Here is a 14,572-nt window from a genome sequence, read left to right as displayed (position 1 = left end):
GCCAGGCGCGGCGCGAACGGCCGACTGCGCAGCGCCCCCCTAGCCGCCGATCGCGTTCATGCCGCGGGCAGGCTGCAGGAAGCTGGGGTCGTTGATGGCGTGCCCGGGCAGCTTGTTGTGGATGCACGAACGCAGCATCGCGTCGACCGCCAGTTCCGAGTCGGTCCAGTTCCCCGCCGCGTGGCGTGCTCGCGCGGCATCGTCGGCGTCGAGCGCGAAGCTCGGGTCCGCGCGGAGGATCGGCATGAGGTCGTACTCGCTCGTCGAGAACAGGCAGTTGCGGAGCTGCCCGTCAGCCGTGAGCCGCAGGCGGTCGCAGTTCCCGCAGAACGGCGCCGTGACGGAGGCGATGACGCCCACCGTGTGCGGGCCGCCGTCGATGGTCCACCGTTCGGCAGGCGCGCCACCGCGTTCGGGAACCGGGGCGAGCTCGAATCTCGCGCCAAGGGCCTCGAGGATCTCCTCCCTGGTCACCATCTGCACGCGATCCCAGGTGTGGCCGGCGTCGAGCGGCATCTGCTCGATGAAGCGCATCTGCGCGTCGTGCTCCATGGCGAACTCCACGAGTTCCACGATCTCGTCATCGTTCACGCCGCGCATGGCGACGGCGTTGAGCTTGAGCGGACGCAGCGACGACGCCTGCGCGGCGCGGATGCCGGCGAGCACCTCGTCGAGCTTGTCCCGCCGGGTGAGGGACGCGAAGCGGTCTCGTCGGAGGGTGTCGATGGAGACGTTGAGACGGTCGAGCCCCGCATCGATGAGCTGCGGCAGCATCCGCGGCAGGAGGATCCCGTTGGTGGTCATGGCCACCTGCACTCGGCCGTTCGGCCCCTCGATCGCGGAGATGCGGCGCACGATGTCGGCGGCGTCGCGCCGAAGGAGCGGCTCACCGCCGGTCAGCCGGAACGTCGTGATGCCGGATGCGGCGGCGAGCTGGGCGATGCGCACGATCTGGTCGGTCGTGAGGATGCTGTCCTTCTCGAGGAACTCGTTGCCCTCCGCCGGCATGCAGTACGTGCAGCGCAGGGAGCACTTGTCGGTCAGCGAGAGGCGGAGGTCGCGGTGCACGCGCCCGTGCGTGTCGACGAGCGGCGCGCCTGGCGCAGCTGCGAGCTGCGGCTCCACGAGCCGTGGCCTGCGCGAGATCGTGACGGGCACTGCGCTCATGGCAGCCCGACCCAGGATGCTGCACCGTCGGCCTCGTGCTGCTGCTTCCAGATCGGCACCTCGGACTTCACGTCCTCGACGAGGGCGCGGCTCACGTCGTAGGCCTCGCCGCGGTGGGCACTGGAGACGCAGGCGATGAGGGCGATATCGCCGACCTCGAGGTGCCCGATCCGGTGGCTCACGGCCACCCGCACGCCGTCTCGCGCGTGGCGGGCGACGAGCCCCTCGAGCACCCGCTCGGCGTCTGGATGCGCGGTGTAGTCGAGCGAGACGACGCGGCCGGCCGCCTCCGGGTCGTGGTCTCGGATCTGCCCGACGAACGTCACGACGGCGCCCGCTCGGGGGTCCTCCACGGCGGCGAGATGCGCGGCGAGTTGGAGCTCGTCGGTGGTCACGCGGGCGATGGTGGTGCCAGTCACGAAGGGTGGTCTCCGCCACGCAGCTGGTCGAGGATGTGCGGGATGAGGGGCGCCAGCAGTGCCACGCCGTCGCGGGCCGCGCCGGGTGAGCCCGCGAGGTTCACGACGAGGCTCGGCGCTCCACGGCCAGGTCGGTCGATGATGCCGGCGAGGCCCCGCGAGAGGACCGCGGTCGGAACCCGGTCGCGGGCTGTGGCCCTGAGTGCTTCGGCGATGCCGGGCAGCTCACGCGTGATCAGCGGCCAGGTGGCCTCCGGCGTCTCGTCGCGCGGCGAGAGCCCGGTGCCACCGAGCGTGACGATGAGCTGCGCGCCAGCATCCGCTGCGTGCGCGATGGCATCGCGCACGACGGTCGCACCGTCCGGGACGACCGAGCGAGCGACGGAGGTGTAGCCGTGCCTCGCGAGTGCGTCGACCGCCGCGGGACCGGAGAGGTCCTCGCGCTCGCCCCGAGCCGAGCGATCGGAGACCGTGATGACGGCGATCGTCGCCTGCTGCTCTTCGTTCGATGCTTGCCGCTCGAGGGACGCTTCCTGCATGGGTCGAGCGTACCTGCTCGGCTCGCGGGGAAGCCCTGCTCAGGCCGCGAGCGCGCCGGTCGCTGCGGCGATGCCGAGGAGCACCACGGCGAGGAGGGGGAAGCTCCCCTGGATGCTGCCCGCGCGCAGCTTCGTGCGGTCGCTCGTGACGAGCACCAGGGCGGCGAGCAGCATGGACCCGGCGCCGGCGAAGATCAGCGTTGCCCCTATCGCTGGGTGACCTGCGACCGTGAGCACGACCCCCACGCCGGCCATGATCGCGAGGAACAGGTTGTAGAAGCCCTGGTTGAAAGCCAGCGACTTCGTGGTCTCTGCGACCTCGAGCGACGGGATGCCGAACGTTCTCCGAGTCGATTCGGCGGTCCACCGGAGGGATTCGAGGATGAAGATGTAGACGTGCACGAGGGCCGCGAGAGCGGCGAAGACGAGGGCGGCGACAAGCACGAGGAGCTCCTAGATCGGTGTATTCTGAAACGAACGTTACAGTATCGGGGGCCAGATGGCACGCACCAAGAACTTCGAGCAGGATGACGCGGCTCGAGGCGCGCGCACGCTCTTCTGGCGCCAAGGCTACGACTCGGCATCCACGAGCGACATCGAGGCCGCAACCGGCTTGAGTCGGTCGAGCATCTACAACACCTTCGGCAGCAAGCGAGGACTCTTCGACGCAGCCGTGCAGAGCTACCTCGACGACGTCGTGCATCCCTTGCTCGCACCACTGCTCGCCGAGCCCGTCTCCGCGTCCGCCCTCGATGACTACCTCGCACGACTCTCGGCAGCCGTCGCCGCACAGGGCCAACGAGACGACGTGCGCGGCTGCCTGCTGCTCGCCACCGCCGCGAGCTCCCTGGGACAGGACCCCGCAGTTCGCGACACCATCACCGACTACCGAGCGACTCTCGAGCGGGCGATCCTCCGCGGCACCGCCGCGCTCGGCCACCCCCGCGAGACGGGGACCCTGGTGACGGCGGCGGTCGTCGGTGCACTCACGATCGCGCGCGTCGACACCCGCGCGGCGACGGATGCGCTCCAGGCCGCCCGCGCCGCCGTCCGCACCTGATCCTGCAACCTCCCTGGAAGTCATCAACGCAGTGGTTGACAAGAGCGCGACCCGGTCACAGACTAGCTTCATCAACCACCTGGTTGACAAAACACCCCGAGGAGCCATGGACCACGACGCTCTCTCCCCCGTCTTCGCCGCACTCGCCGACCCGACTCGACGAGACCTCGTCGCCAGGCTCGCTGACGGCGACGCGACGGTCGGCGAGCTCGCCGCCCCCTACGACATCTCCGTGCAGGCCATCTCGAAGCACCTCCGCGTTCTCGAGGATTCGGGACTGGTCTCCCGCACGAGCGACGCGGTCCGCGCTCCCCGCCACCTGGAAGCGGAGGTCCTCAGCCTCATGACCAAGTGGATAGAGCGCTACCAGGCGACCGCCGAGGCCAGGTTCCGCCGACTCGACGCGCTCCTCGAATCCCAGACTGACCAGACCCCACCCACAGCAGCAGCACCCGAGAAAGGAACACACTCATGAGCACCACCTCAGCCAAGGACACCGTCGTCACCGTCGGCGAGGACCTCCCGAACATCACCGTCATCCGCGAGTTCGACGCCACCCCTGAGCGGGTCTTCTTCGCGTTCGTCGATCCCGACCTCTTCACGAAGTGGGTGGGCCCGCACGACGTCTCCACCAACATCGACCATTGGAACGCCGTCACGGGAGGCGCCTACCGCTGGGTGAACCTGCAGGGCGGTGAGGAGATCGCGAGGTTCTTCGGCTCGTTCCACGAGATCCGCGAGAACGAGCGCATCGTGCAGACGCAGACCTTCGAGATGATCCCGGACGGCGTCCTGCTCGAGACCATCACCTTCGAGGCACTCGAGGGCGGCCGCACGAGGGTCACGAGCACGAGCCTGCTCGAGTCCTTCCAGATGCGTGACGGCCTGGTGGCGAGCGGCATGGAGCACGGCGTGCGCGACGGCTACGAGAAACTCGACGCGCTCCTCGCCGCGTAGCGCGACGCGCACATCCCGCCCGCCGCGCCGCGCGCATGCCGCCGGCCGAGCCGTGCAGGCGGCACAGCATGAGGCATGCACCCATGAGCCTGTCCAACTTCAGTGCGATATCCGCTCGGATCGCCCCCAGGAGCGCCGGGATGACCGAAATCGCACTGAAGTTGGACAGGTCACGTCGGCGGACACGCGGACGAGCGCGCCCCGGCCCGTCGGCTCAGGCCGCGAGCGCCGCCCGCGGCAGCCGGTCGAAGAGCTTGTCGAAGACGGCCAGCCGGTCGAACTGCAGTGCGTAGTCCCTCGCCTGGACGGCGAGCAGTCGACGCTCGGCGGCGCTCGTCTCGAGCACGGCCGTGTTGAGAGCCTCGGCGATCGACGACGGACTGTTGACGGGCACGATGAGGGCATGGTCGCCGACTGCCTCACCCACGCCTCCCGTGACGGTCGTGATGACCGGGCCGCCGCCGGCGAGCATCTTCTCCGCGAGCGCGATGCCGAAGGTCTCGATGAACTCGGGGCGGGGCTTCGTGGGCAGCACGAACGCGGCGCAGCCTGCCATGAGGAACGGCTTCTCCGCGTCGCCCACGTCTTCGAGGAAGTGGATGCGGTGCGCGAGCGGCGAGGCCGCCCCGATGGCCTTGAGCTCCTCGGCCTGCGGCCCGCGTCCGGCGATGACGAGCTGGATCTCGGGGTCGTCGGCGACTCGGGACTGCTCGAAGCCCGCGATGAGGTCCTCGACGCCCTTCGCTTCGGTGAGCCGGGACAGGAACATGACGTACCCGTCGCGCGTGAGCCCTCGCGCCTCGACGGCGGCGGTGATGTCGGCGTCCGCGAGGCCGACGTAGGCGCTCGAGTCGATGGCCGGGTAGGAGATCTCGATGCGGTCTTCGCACTGGGGCGCATAGCGGGTGCCGTGCTGCGCGTCCACCTTCGCAGCCTCCCCCACGATGAGGGCGCGGGTGTACTCGGAGACGGCGACGCAGACGTCCTGCGACAGGTACGCGGAGAGGATGTGGGCGGCGGCCCCGAGGCGGCCCTCCTCGACGGCGTGCTTGACGACGTTGGTGACGTCGGAGCCGACGGCCTCCGCGATGGTGGTCACGTTGACGGGGAGGCCCGTCGAGCGTGCGACGGTGAGCGCCTCGGCCACGGCGAGGGTGTGCGGGCTGAGGTACAGCGACATGCACACGGTCGGGACGCCGTCGGTGAAGAGCTCGACGAGGCGCCCGACGAGGCCGGCGAGGTAGCGGCCGTCTGGCACCTTGTAGTCGCCGACGGGTGCTGGGCGGTCGACGAAGATGCCGTCGCTGTATGGCATGACGGTCTCGAGCGGCTTGAGCGGCAGCCCTGCCGTTCGGAGGCGCTCGATGGGCCACGTGACGATGCGGACTTCGTCGAAGCCGCGCAGGCGTGCGGCTTCCGCGAGGTTGCGGGCTTCGACTGAGTGTCCGCAGATGACCGGATCGGCGCGGACGACGATCACGAGGCGGTTCTGGATCTTGTTCATGAGGGTCCTCCCGGGGTTGGTGTCGACGGCAGGCCGTCGGCGGTGGGTGGTGGTGTGGGTGGGGTGGAGGCTGGGGCTGGGAACGAGGTGGGGAGGTCCTGTTCGCGGGTTCCCCAGTCGCTCGGCTCGGGTCCGAGCTCGAGGTGCAGCTCCTGCGCGGCCATGAGCTCGCTCGGGGAGAGCCAGCTGCGAGCGAGCGGGCGCCCGTCGAGGTGGGCGCTCTGCACGTACTGCACGGGACCGCCGTGGGTGGGCTCGCGGAAGCCGGTCGTGGTGATGCGGAAGCGTTCGCCGTAGACCGCGAGCGACGACTCGGCGAAGGCTGGGGCGTTGACGAGGAAGCTCGCCTGGCCTGCGACGGGGAACAGCCCGAGCGAGGCCCAGACGTACCAGGAGCTGAGGCCGCCGGAGTCGTCGTTGCCGGGCAGGCCGCCCCGCCCGGTCGCGTACTGCTGGGTGATGACGGCGTGCACGATCTCGGCGGTGCGATCCGGTCGCCCCGCGTAGTGGTAGGCCCAGGGGGCCTCCATGTCCGGCTCGTTGTTGAGGCCCTCGAAGCGGCCGAGTGCGTAGCCGGCGGCGAGCTCCTCGATGCCAGGCGAGCGGCCCGGCTGCTTCACGGGCGTCGCGCCGTAGCCGAAGAACTCGTCGAGCTGGGCCACGAAGCCCTCCGGCCCGCCGCTCAGCTGCATCCGCCCCGCCATGTCGTGGAGGATGCGGAACGAGTAGTTGTGTTTGGAGCCCTCGTAGAAGTTCGAGTCGACGAGCAGGCCCGTCTCGGGGTCGAACGCCCCCTTCCACTGCCCTGCGCGCCTCTCGAGCTGCTGCACGAGCTGCAGGTCGCCGACGCGGGCGGCGACGCGGGCCGTGCACCAGTAGCCGAATGCGAGGTCGAGCGTGTGGGTGATGGGGTGGGCCACGCCGCGCAGCAGGAACTCCTCGCCGTAGGTGCGCCGCAGGTCGTCGGCCATGTGCACGAGCGCCCAGTCCCAGTCGATGCCGGGCAGTCCGAGCTGGCAGAGGTCGGCGAGGAAGGTGTGCGCGAGTGCACTGCCCTGTCGGGAGAAGCGGTCGCTGCCCTTGGCCATGCGGTAGCCGATGGGGAAGTTGCCTTCCTCTTCGCAGATGGTGAGGAGCGCGTTGGCGAGTTCGACGGCTTTATCGGGGCGCAGCGCGGTGAGCAGGGGCAGCTGGGTGCGGTAGATGTCCCACATCGTGGAGAGGTCGAAGACGAAGGGCCCGTCGCTTGGCCAGAAGGGGCTCTCGTTGAGCGCGAACGATGGTTTCACGAAGGAGTGGTAGAGGGCGGTCGAGAAGACCGTCTCGCGCTCGGTGGAGGCACTGTCGACGTCGATGTCGTCGAGCAGGCTCTGCCAGTCGCGTTCGGTCTCGGCGAGCCGGTCGGCGAACCTGGCCTCCCCGTCACCGCAGTCGTCTCTGAGGTTCTGCTGGGCCTGCTCGACGCCGCGGAGCGAGAAGCCGATGCGCACCTCGACGACCTGCCCTTCCTCGCTGGGACCCGCCCACATGAGGCCGAAGGGGCGCAGCGTGGTGGGGCGGATGTGGTCGAAGTCGAGACGAGTGCCGCCCGGCATGAGGCGACGGTCGTGCCAGAGCAGCTGTCGCCACTGAGGCGTGTCGCACTCGATGTGCACGGCGAGCGGAGCGCCTTCGGCCACGATCTCGCCCGTCGCGACGCCCGGCCTGACCGTCTCGAGGTGGGCCCGCAGCGGCACCGTGGCTCCGTAGGGAATGGCGAGGCCGCCCAGGGAGAAGTCGATCACGACTCGCGCGCTCGCGTGCTTGGGGAACGTGTACCGGTGCACCGCGCTCTTGGGGCCGACGGTGATCTCGGCGCGGATCCCGTTGCCGAGCGTCGCAGCGTAGTAGCCGGGCGAGGCGTCCTCGTCGTCGAGCGACCAGGTGCGGCCGAGCACGTCGAGCGGCTCGGTCATCGGCGTGACGCGGAAGTAGTTGTAGTACTTGCGGATCGCGCCGGTGCCCGACTGCTGGAAGTGGGTGAAGCCGGAGGCGAGCGACCGGTCGTAGATGGTCTCGGGCACACCCTCGAGGCTGAGGTCGTAGCGGCCGTAGCCCGTGGGGTACGCGCCGGAGTAGGCGCAGGCCGACACCATGCCGAGCGGATAGGTGGCACCGGGGTGCGTGTTGCCGATCTGCGGCTTCGGCCACCACCAGGTCGCGGCGAGGCCCGTCTGCGGCGGCAGCGCGGTGGGCTCTGTGCCGATGAACGGGTCTACTCGGGTGGTCATGCTGTGAGCCTGAAGGGGCCCTGCTACGGGCGTGTGGACGCCAGGTTACGTTCGCGCGTCGGGAGACTGTGCACGCCCTGGGCCGAGGCGACGCCTGACGGATCCGAGACTGGTCAGACGAGCGGCCGGCCGCGTCGGATGCGCCGGCGCACGTCAGCGAGGAGGAGCCGGTAGACGAGGCTGGACGCGGCGAGCGGCAGCGCTCGCTCGATGCGCACGAGCCGCGCGCGCTGGCGCACGAACCACGCCTCGTCCGAGGCAGTCCACCGCACCCGCAGCGCGCGGCGGAACTCGGGCGGCAGGAAGCCGATGGTGAGCCGCTGATGCCAGGCCCGCATCCGCTCCGGCAGCACCCCGGCCGCGAACCCGAGCCGTGCGACGTCGAGCAGGTAGGTGCGCACCTCGTCGTCGACGCGGAGCTTCGCGATCTCCGCGTTCCAGTACGCGTCGAACGCGACGAGGTTGCCGGGCCAGGCACTCGGCGGCATCTGCAGGGTCGTGCCGAACACCCGCCCCTCGAGGAGGAAGCGCTCCGCGGTCGCGGTCGGCTGCGGCCCTTCGACGAGGTCGAGCACGTCGCGCGAGCCGACGAACAGGCACGCGGCCACCCACTTCTGCAGGTCGACCCAGAGCGCCGAGTACTCCTCGGTCGCGCGAGGGTCGCGGTCGGACCGGACCTGCGCGTGCTGGCGCGTGACCGCCCTGCGGTACGCGCGGCGTTCAACCGGCGTGCCGAGCACGGCCACCGCGAGGTAGCTCAGCGTTGTCCTGGTGCGCTTGATCGGATGCACGTCGAGCCGACCGCCGCGCACCCGGCTGTGCGCGACGCCCTGCCCCACCGCAGGGTTGGAGAGCTGCATGATGACGTTCGCCGCCCCCATGGTCAGGGCCAGCAGACGCGAACTGCGCGGGAGCTCGATGCAGACGAGGTCGTCGACGGACGCCGCCGTCCATCGCACAGAGGGGACCGCACCCTCCGCTGCTCGAGCCCCGGTGTCAGAGGCCGTGCGCACTCAAGCTCTTCGCGATCGCCTTCAGTTCGGTGCTCGAGCAGCCAGCGAGTGGCGAGGCGCGCTTGAGCGCCGCGATCGCGAGCTTGCGTACGCGCTTGCCCTCGGCCGTCAGCGTGACCACGCGCGAGCGCCGGTCGTGCTCGCTCTCACGCCGCTCGACCAGGCCGCGGTCGACGAGCCGATCCGAGACGAAGGTGAGGTTCGACGCGTTGCAGTGCAGCTTCGTCGCGAGCTCTTTCATGGCGGGCGGCTCACGGTCGGGATCGATCGCCCAGAGCGCCTGCGCGGTCGCGAAGGTCAATCCGAGCGCTTCGAGCTCCCGCTCAGCAGCCACATTGGTGCTCTGCGCGGTTTCGTAGACGGCACGCATCGCCCGTTCCAGCGAATCCATATTCAGTACCTTACGCCACGGAAATATTTCAGCAATCGAAGCGTTGTACTCTGAGTCTCGAAACGTTCGAGGCTTGAAGGAGTGTGACGATGAAGACCTTCGCCATCACCGGTGCCACGCAGGGTGTGGGCTACTTCGCCGCGGAAGAGCTCGCCCGCCGCGGCCACCACGTCGTCCTGCTGGGGCGCAGTGTCGAGAAGCTGAACAGAGCCCTCATCTCCATCACCGAACAGGTGCCGGATGCGAGCACGAGCCGCATCCTCCTCGACCTGACCTCGAGCGAGTCCATCGCCAGCGCGGCCGCCTCCCTGAGCGCCCGCGAGCGCCTCGACGGCGTGCTGCTGAACGCCGCGCACGTCTCGCCCGGCGCACACCGCGAGCAGGACTCCGAGGGTCGTGAGCTCACGATGTCGACGAACCACCTCGGGCACTTCGACCTGACCGCGCAGCTCATGGACGCGCTCGTGGCCACGAAGCCCACCCTCGGCGGGGAGACCGCGGAGAAGAGCCGCGTCGTCGCGGTCGGCAGCCTCGCGACGCGCATCTACCCCTTCGATCTCGAAGACTGGCAGAGCACCCACCTGTACGAGCCGAAGCGGGCCTACGCCGCGTCGAAGCACGCTCTCGAGATGTTCACGTTCGAACTCGACCGACGACTGCAGGCCGCCGAGGCACCCGCGGAAGCGCTCGTCGTCGACCCGGGCATCCCCGTCAACGGCGCGACGCCGGCACGCACAGGCGTCAGCGAGCCAACCGCATGGCAGCGCTTCGCATCCCGCCTCGCCGGCCCGTTCGCCCATGGCAAGCACCGTGCGGCGGCCATTGCCGTGCACGCGCTCACGAGCGACGCCGTCGCCGGCGGCGACTACCTCGGCCCGGCACGCACCCTGCGCGGCACCCCTGTGAAGCTCGACAAGCCGGCGACGCAGCGCGACCGGGAGCGAGCGGCGCGCCTCTGGCACCTCAGCGAGGCGTCGACCTCCGCGACGTTTCGCCTGAGCGAGACGGTCAGCTGAGGCGCGGCCGCGTCACACCTCGACCGCGCCCCCGACCCGGCTCAGGTGCTCGCGCAGCGTGAGCGCGGGCTCGGCGCGGCGGGCCTGCACGTAGGCGGAGAAGCGCACCTGATCCCGGAGGCTCGCGCCGAGGCGGATGCGCGATGCCTGCGCGCGCTCGACGTCGCGGATCTGCAGGGCGTGCATGAGCACCTCGTTGGCACGATCCTCCGGCACGAAGAGCAGACCGTCCTCGTCACCGAAGACGGTGTCGCGCGTGCGGATGGTGTGCTCGCCGAACTCGGCCGACGCGAACGTGTTGCGTCGCCGCTCGTCCAGCCGTCGGGGCCCAGCAGGCAACGCGCCGAGGCTGAAGACCGGGAGACGGATGCCGCGAATGTCGCGGGTGTCCCGGTGGAGCCCCCAGATGGCGATGCCGGCGAGGCCAGCCGCCTTGGCCTCGAGGACGACAAGATCGCCCACGCAGCTCTCGTCAGAGCGTCCCTGGTTGTCGACGATGAGCACGTCCCCGGGATGCGCCCGCTCGATGACCTCGAGGAACACGTCGACGCTGCCGAAATGACGCACGGGCAGGCACCGACCAGCCACTCTCGTCACCCGACCGGAAACGGCCGTCAGCCCCGCCGGGCCGCAACGCACCTCGACCCCGGCTCGGACGCATCCGTCGGCGATGTGCGCCGTCGAAAGCCCCGTCGCGTCGGTCCACAATTGCGCGATCTCCTGCACAGACGACTCCCCTGAACCTCACTCGAGCACTCGTCTCCGAGTGCCTGAACGCCCCCACGTTCGGCGAGGTCACGATACGGCATGCGCAGGTGTGAAACACTCTGCACATGGACGCGCACGAGATTCGCAATGCCTACCTCGACTACCAGGAGCGACTCGGGCACGTCAGGATCGACCGAGCCCCGCTCATCCCCCGCGGAGACGGCTCGACGCTCTTCACGGGAAGCGGCATGCAGGCCCTCCTCCCCTACCTCCTCGGCGAGGACCACCCGGACGGCACCCGCCTTGCGGACAGCCAGCCGTGCGTCCGCGCGCAGGACATCGACGACGTGGGCGACAACCGCCACACGACCTTCTTCGAGATGCTCGGCAACTGGAGTCTCGGCGATTACTTCAAGGCAGAGCAGATCCCTGCTTTCCTCTCGTTCCTCGTCGACACGGTGGGCCTCGACCCGAACCGCCTGTACGTGACGGCCTTCATCGGCGACGAAGCCGCCGGCATCCCGCGCGACGACGAGGCGGCCAGCATCTGGCAGAAGGCCTTCTCGGAGCGCGGCATCGAAGCTGGCATCGTCGAGATGGGCAGCCAGGCCGACGGTGACGCACGCGGCGTGCAGCCCGGGGAGCGCATCTTCTTCTACGACGGCAGCGAGAACTGGTGGTCGCGCGGCGGATCACTGCAGGCGACGCCCATCGGAGACCCCTGCGGACCAGACAGCGAGGTGTTCTACGACTTCGGACCCGAGCACCACGACCCGTCCTACGGTGCGGCGCACCCCGCGAGCGACAGCGGCCAGTTCATGGAGATCGGCAACCAGGTCTTCATGCAGTACCGGCGACAGGAGGACGGATCGTTCGTCGAGCTGGAGCGACGCAACGTCGACTTCGGCGGCGGCCTCGAGCGCATCGCGGCGGCGGCCATCCACTCCCCGGATGTGTTCCGCATCTCGCTCCTGCGCCCCATCGTCGAGCAGATCGAGCAGCTGAGCGGTGAGAGCTACGAGGCGCACACGCTGTCGATGCGCATCATCGCCGACCACCTCCGCGGCGCCACCTTCCTCGCAGTCGACGGTGTCGTGCCCTCGAACAAGGAGCAGGGCTACGTCATGCGGCGCCTCGTCCGCCGCGCGATCCGCGAGGCGCTCATCCTGGGCATCTCGGAGAACTTCTTCGCCGAGCTCGTACCGACGATCGCCGACCTCTACGTCGACGACTACCCGGAGGTGCGCGAGCGCCGCGACCAGGTCGTCGCGGTCCTCGTCAAGGAGGAGCGCTCGTTCCGCCGCACCCTCAAGGGCGGCCTCAAGGCGCTCGCCGCCTACAAGGGCTCGACCCTCACCGGTGCTGATGTGTTCCTGCTCTCCGACACCCACGGGTTCCCCCGCGAGCTGAGCGTCGAGGAGGCGAAGCGCCAGGGCATCGAGGTCGACCCCGCCTGGGAGGCGGAGTTCCTCGCAGCGCTCGAGGAGCAGCGTGCTCGCTCACGCGGCGCGACGAAGCTGGGCACCGCTGGCCTGCCGCACCAGGAGGCACAGGCTCAGCAGGAGTCGCAGACCCCTAAGGACCAGGGATGATGTTCCGCTGGCGCCGGAAGTCTCGAACCTCCTCGACAAGTCAGCAGACGAAGCCGAAGAAGAAGGCCGGACTGCCGCCCGTCATCTTCCCGGAGCTCTCCGAGGCGATCGACGACGGGCTGCTGCTCGCGCTGCGCATCGTCAGGCTCGACGTGAAGAACGCCATCATCAAGCGCACGGTCGGCGAGAAGGTGCCGTTCGCCGCGGCCGACTATCGCGAGGCCGCGAACGCGTCCCTCGACCGGGTTCTCAAGGAGCTTCGGTACTCGGCGGAGCGCGTGGCCGGTGTGCGCGACCGCGCGAGGCCTGGTCGCTCGCTGAGCGCGCACGACTACCGCCACGCCGACATCGAGACGCTCAGCTTCCGTGAGCGGGCGTCTCAGGCGGTGAGCGAGCGGATCGAGTCGGAACGCGAGGACGAGGCGTACGTGGACGGCCTCATCGAGCAGGCGCGAGCCGACGCGTGGGCCGAGATCTCCGCGCACATCGAACATGAACTGCTCGACCCGTGGTCGAAGGGCAGTCCGCGGATGCAGCTGCCGACCTCGCCGGAGGACGACCCGGAGCGCGGTGAGCGCTTCGACGACCTCGAGAAGGAGCTGCGGAAGCTCGCTCGTGAGGCGAAGATCCAGGAGCGTCGCGACGCGAAGCAGCGCGAACGCTCCTGATCCTCGTGCTCTGGCCCCGCGGGGGTGTCATTCCCGCGGTCGTGACCCGCACCCCGCCTACTTGGCGAGGATCGAGTAGAGGGCCTTGCGAGCGTCGTCGAGCACCTTGGTGGCTTCCTGCTGCTGCTCCTCGGTCGCGCCGAGGCGGAACTGCTGCATGACGCCCATGAACTGCATCGCGGACTCTCGCAGGCCGGTCGCCGTCTCCGACATACCGGCGACGCCGCGCCAGCCCTGCTCGAGCTCCTCGGCATGCTCGGACACGTACGTGCGGCCAGCTTCGCTGAGCTCGAAGACCGGCTTCTTCTCGGTGCCGCCCTGCTCGATGAGCTCCTCGTCGACCAGCTGCTGCAGCGTCGGGTAGACGGAGCCGGGGCTCGGCCGCCAGACGCCGTCGGTCTTCTCGGCGATGCCCTTGATCAGGCCGTAGCCGTTCGAGGGCCCCTCGGCGAGGAGGGAGAGGATGGCGGCGCGGACGTCGCCCTTGCCGGCGCGGCGGTGGCCACGTGGACCGAACTTGGGCCCGAAGCCGGGGCCATGACCTGCGCCCGGGCCGAACCCGGGGCCGAACCCTCGTCCGGGACCGAAGCCGTGCGAGAACCGTCGGACGCGCTCGTCCTGCTGGTGCTCCTGGCCGTAACCGTGACCGCGACCACCCTCATGGGAGTGTCCCCGTTCGGTTTCGAACGGGTGGTGATTGTGAGTGAAGTGCTTGCGCATTGGATGAACCTTTCTGCCGGAGCTGCACGCTGCAACTCCGATAGCTCGACGATATATCGGTGAATGATCGGTGTCAAGCGATATATCGGAGAATGTTCGAGAGGTTCGGACTGAGGTCTCAGCCCCGCGCGTCCCGACGCCGCCGCAGCTCGGGCATGACGCACTCGCTGAGCAGGGGCGCGAGGTAGGCGAGGTCAGCATCCGGCCCCGGGTACGCATCCACCCACCGCAGCTCCTCGATCTCGGCCCGCGCGTTCGGCGTGCCGGTGAGCGCAGCGAGGTACACGGTGCCGACCAGGTCGGTCGCCGCCTCGTTGGCGGCCGCGGTCGTCCACTCGCCGAGGAAGGCGACCTCGGCATCGTCCAGCACGATACCGACCTCCTCCTCGATCTCTCGGATCGCGGCGACCTTGGGCGACTCCCCCGGCTCGAGCTTGCCGCCGGGAAGCATGAACTTCGTCGTCCCGCGTTTGCGAACCGTGAGCACCCGCCCCTCGGAGTCCTCGAAGCAGATGGCGGCGACGGTAAGCACAGGAGCGGGCACGCAC

17 protein-coding genes are annotated in these 14,572 nt (G+C 69.5%); 6 read left to right on the top strand and 11 right to left on the bottom strand.

Going from position 1 to position 14,572, the window contains the following annotated elements:
* Nucleotides 1–39 precede the first annotated feature (39 nt).
* Genes moaA through C5C17_RS06440 form a run of 4 tightly spaced genes read right to left on the bottom strand, consistent with a single transcriptional unit; the run spans nt 40 to nt 2,569 of the window.
* Nucleotides 40–1,167: a GTP 3',8-cyclase MoaA gene (moaA, locus tag C5C17_RS06455; RefSeq protein ID WP_104252567.1), complete on the bottom strand. Its 1,128-nt coding sequence runs from the start codon at nt 1,165–1,167 to the stop codon at nt 40–42.
* A complete protein-coding gene (locus C5C17_RS06450; RefSeq protein ID WP_104252566.1) occupies nt 1,164–1,586 on the bottom strand; it encodes a molybdenum cofactor biosynthesis protein MoaE in 423 nt (140 codons plus the stop codon). Before C5C17_RS06450 ends, moaA begins: the two co-directional genes overlap by 4 nt.
* A complete protein-coding gene (locus C5C17_RS06445) occupies nt 1,583–2,125 on the bottom strand; it encodes a molybdenum cofactor biosynthesis protein B (protein ID WP_104252565.1) in 543 nt (180 codons plus the stop codon). Before C5C17_RS06445 ends, C5C17_RS06450 begins: the two co-directional genes overlap by 4 nt.
* Nucleotides 2,126–2,164: 39 nt before the next feature.
* Nucleotides 2,165–2,569 (bottom strand): DUF1304 domain-containing protein, encoded by a 405-nt coding sequence (locus C5C17_RS06440; protein WP_104252564.1) that lies wholly within the window; start codon nt 2,567–2,569, stop codon nt 2,165–2,167.
* 55 nt (nt 2,570–2,624) lie between these two features.
* On the opposite strand from C5C17_RS06440, the gene C5C17_RS06435 reads away from it, so the two are divergent.
* The 3 genes from C5C17_RS06435 (at nt 2,625) to C5C17_RS06425 (ending at nt 4,142) form a co-directional block, all read left to right on the top strand.
* A complete protein-coding gene (locus C5C17_RS06435; protein ID WP_104252563.1) occupies nt 2,625–3,185 on the top strand; it encodes a TetR/AcrR family transcriptional regulator in 561 nt (186 codons plus the stop codon).
* A gap of 106 nt (nt 3,186–3,291) precedes the next feature.
* The gene (locus tag C5C17_RS06430) at nt 3,292–3,660 is read left to right on the top strand and encodes a helix-turn-helix transcriptional regulator (protein WP_104252562.1); all 369 of its coding nucleotides are present in this window, start codon (nt 3,292–3,294) and stop codon (nt 3,658–3,660) included.
* Nucleotides 3,657–4,142 (top strand): SRPBCC family protein, encoded by a 486-nt coding sequence (locus C5C17_RS06425; RefSeq protein ID WP_104252561.1) that lies wholly within the window; start codon nt 3,657–3,659, stop codon nt 4,140–4,142. The genes C5C17_RS06430 and C5C17_RS06425 overlap by 4 nt, the downstream gene beginning before the upstream one ends.
* 214 nt (nt 4,143–4,356) lie before the next feature.
* Here the strand turns inward: C5C17_RS06425 and C5C17_RS06420 are convergent, their stop codons facing one another.
* The 4 genes from C5C17_RS06420 to C5C17_RS06405 all read right to left on the bottom strand — a co-directional run bounded on the left by C5C17_RS06420 (nt 4,357) and on the right by C5C17_RS06405 (nt 9,320).
* A complete protein-coding gene (locus tag C5C17_RS06420) occupies nt 4,357–5,646 on the bottom strand; it encodes a glycosyltransferase (RefSeq protein WP_104252560.1) in 1,290 nt (429 codons plus the stop codon).
* Nucleotides 5,643–7,916, bottom strand: a complete 2,274-nt coding sequence (locus C5C17_RS06415) for a glycoside hydrolase domain-containing protein (RefSeq protein ID WP_104252559.1) — start codon at nt 7,914–7,916, stop codon at nt 5,643–5,645. Before C5C17_RS06415 ends, C5C17_RS06420 begins: the two co-directional genes overlap by 4 nt.
* Nucleotides 7,917–8,029: 113 nt before the next feature.
* Nucleotides 8,030–8,929 (bottom strand): oxygenase MpaB family protein, encoded by a 900-nt coding sequence (locus C5C17_RS06410; RefSeq protein WP_219820478.1) that lies wholly within the window; start codon nt 8,927–8,929, stop codon nt 8,030–8,032.
* Nucleotides 8,913–9,320: a MarR family winged helix-turn-helix transcriptional regulator gene (locus C5C17_RS06405; protein WP_104252558.1), complete on the bottom strand. Its 408-nt coding sequence runs from the start codon at nt 9,318–9,320 to the stop codon at nt 8,913–8,915. The genes C5C17_RS06410 and C5C17_RS06405 overlap by 17 nt, the downstream gene beginning before the upstream one ends.
* 89 nt (nt 9,321–9,409) lie before the next feature.
* On the opposite strand from C5C17_RS06405, the gene C5C17_RS06400 reads away from it, so the two are divergent.
* Complete coding sequence (locus C5C17_RS06400; RefSeq protein ID WP_104252557.1) at nt 9,410–10,336, top strand: SDR family NAD(P)-dependent oxidoreductase; 927 nt, start codon at nt 9,410–9,412, stop codon at nt 10,334–10,336.
* Between the two features lie 12 nt (nt 10,337–10,348).
* On the opposite strand, the gene C5C17_RS06395 is transcribed toward C5C17_RS06400, so the two are convergent.
* Nucleotides 10,349–11,062 carry an RraA family protein gene (locus C5C17_RS06395; protein ID WP_258066023.1) on the bottom strand — a complete coding sequence of 238 codons (714 nt, stop codon included), beginning with the start codon at nt 11,060–11,062 and terminating at the stop codon, nt 10,349–10,351.
* A gap of 107 nt (nt 11,063–11,169) precedes the next feature.
* Between C5C17_RS06395 and C5C17_RS06390 the strand changes: the two genes are divergently transcribed.
* Entirely contained in the window at nt 11,170–12,636 is a 1,467-nt protein-coding gene (locus tag C5C17_RS06390) for an alanine--tRNA ligase-related protein (protein ID WP_104252556.1), read from the top strand.
* Nucleotides 12,633–13,304: a hypothetical protein gene (locus C5C17_RS06385; RefSeq protein WP_146079098.1), complete on the top strand. Its 672-nt coding sequence runs from the start codon at nt 12,633–12,635 to the stop codon at nt 13,302–13,304. Before C5C17_RS06390 ends, C5C17_RS06385 begins: the two co-directional genes overlap by 4 nt.
* 57 nt (nt 13,305–13,361) lie before the next feature.
* Here C5C17_RS06385 and C5C17_RS06380 read toward each other — a convergent pair whose 3' ends face one another.
* The gene (locus C5C17_RS06380; RefSeq protein ID WP_104252554.1) at nt 13,362–14,024 is read right to left on the bottom strand and encodes a PadR family transcriptional regulator; all 663 of its coding nucleotides are present in this window, start codon (nt 14,022–14,024) and stop codon (nt 13,362–13,364) included.
* Nucleotides 14,025–14,142: 118 nt separating this feature from the next.
* The gene (locus C5C17_RS06375; protein ID WP_104252553.1) at nt 14,143–14,568 is read right to left on the bottom strand and encodes an NUDIX domain-containing protein; all 426 of its coding nucleotides are present in this window, start codon (nt 14,566–14,568) and stop codon (nt 14,143–14,145) included.
* Nucleotides 14,569–14,572 lie beyond the last annotated feature (4 nt).

This window comes from Pseudoclavibacter sp. RFBA6 (assembly GCF_002931575.1).
Taxonomy (GTDB): Bacteria; Actinomycetota; Actinomycetes; order Actinomycetales; family Microbacteriaceae; genus Pseudoclavibacter; species Pseudoclavibacter terrae.
The sequence above is the reverse complement of the archived record's forward strand: the minus strand, read 5'-3'. Positions and strand labels throughout refer to the sequence as shown.

Bases quoted from the DNA above. Each gene is read 5' to 3' on its own strand.
- C5C17_RS06420 (WP_104252560.1), bottom strand. From the start codon at position 5,646: ATGAACAAGATCCAGAACCGCCTCGTGATCGTCGTCCGCGCCGATCCG.
- C5C17_RS06435 (WP_104252563.1), top strand. From the start codon at position 2,625: ATGGCACGCACCAAGAACTTCGAGCAGGATGACGCGGCTCGAGGCGCG.
- C5C17_RS06385 (WP_146079098.1), top strand. From the start codon at position 12,633: ATGATGTTCCGCTGGCGCCGGAAGTCTCGAACCTCCTCGACAAGTCAG.
- moaA (WP_104252567.1), bottom strand. From the start codon at position 1,167: ATGAGCGCAGTGCCCGTCACGATCTCGCGCAGGCCACGGCTCGTGGAG.
- C5C17_RS06400 (WP_104252557.1), top strand. From the start codon at position 9,410: ATGAAGACCTTCGCCATCACCGGTGCCACGCAGGGTGTGGGCTACTTC.
- C5C17_RS06430 (WP_104252562.1), top strand. From the start codon at position 3,292: ATGGACCACGACGCTCTCTCCCCCGTCTTCGCCGCACTCGCCGACCCG.
- C5C17_RS06415 (WP_104252559.1), bottom strand. From the start codon at position 7,916: ATGACCACCCGAGTAGACCCGTTCATCGGCACAGAGCCCACCGCGCTG.
- C5C17_RS06425 (WP_104252561.1), top strand. From the start codon at position 3,657: ATGAGCACCACCTCAGCCAAGGACACCGTCGTCACCGTCGGCGAGGAC.
- C5C17_RS06380 (WP_104252554.1), bottom strand. From the start codon at position 14,024: ATGCGCAAGCACTTCACTCACAATCACCACCCGTTCGAAACCGAACGG.
- C5C17_RS06390 (WP_104252556.1), top strand. From the start codon at position 11,170: ATGGACGCGCACGAGATTCGCAATGCCTACCTCGACTACCAGGAGCGA.
- C5C17_RS06405 (WP_104252558.1), bottom strand. From the start codon at position 9,320: ATGGATTCGCTGGAACGGGCGATGCGTGCCGTCTACGAAACCGCGCAG.
- C5C17_RS06445 (WP_104252565.1), bottom strand. From the start codon at position 2,125: ATGCAGGAAGCGTCCCTCGAGCGGCAAGCATCGAACGAAGAGCAGCAG.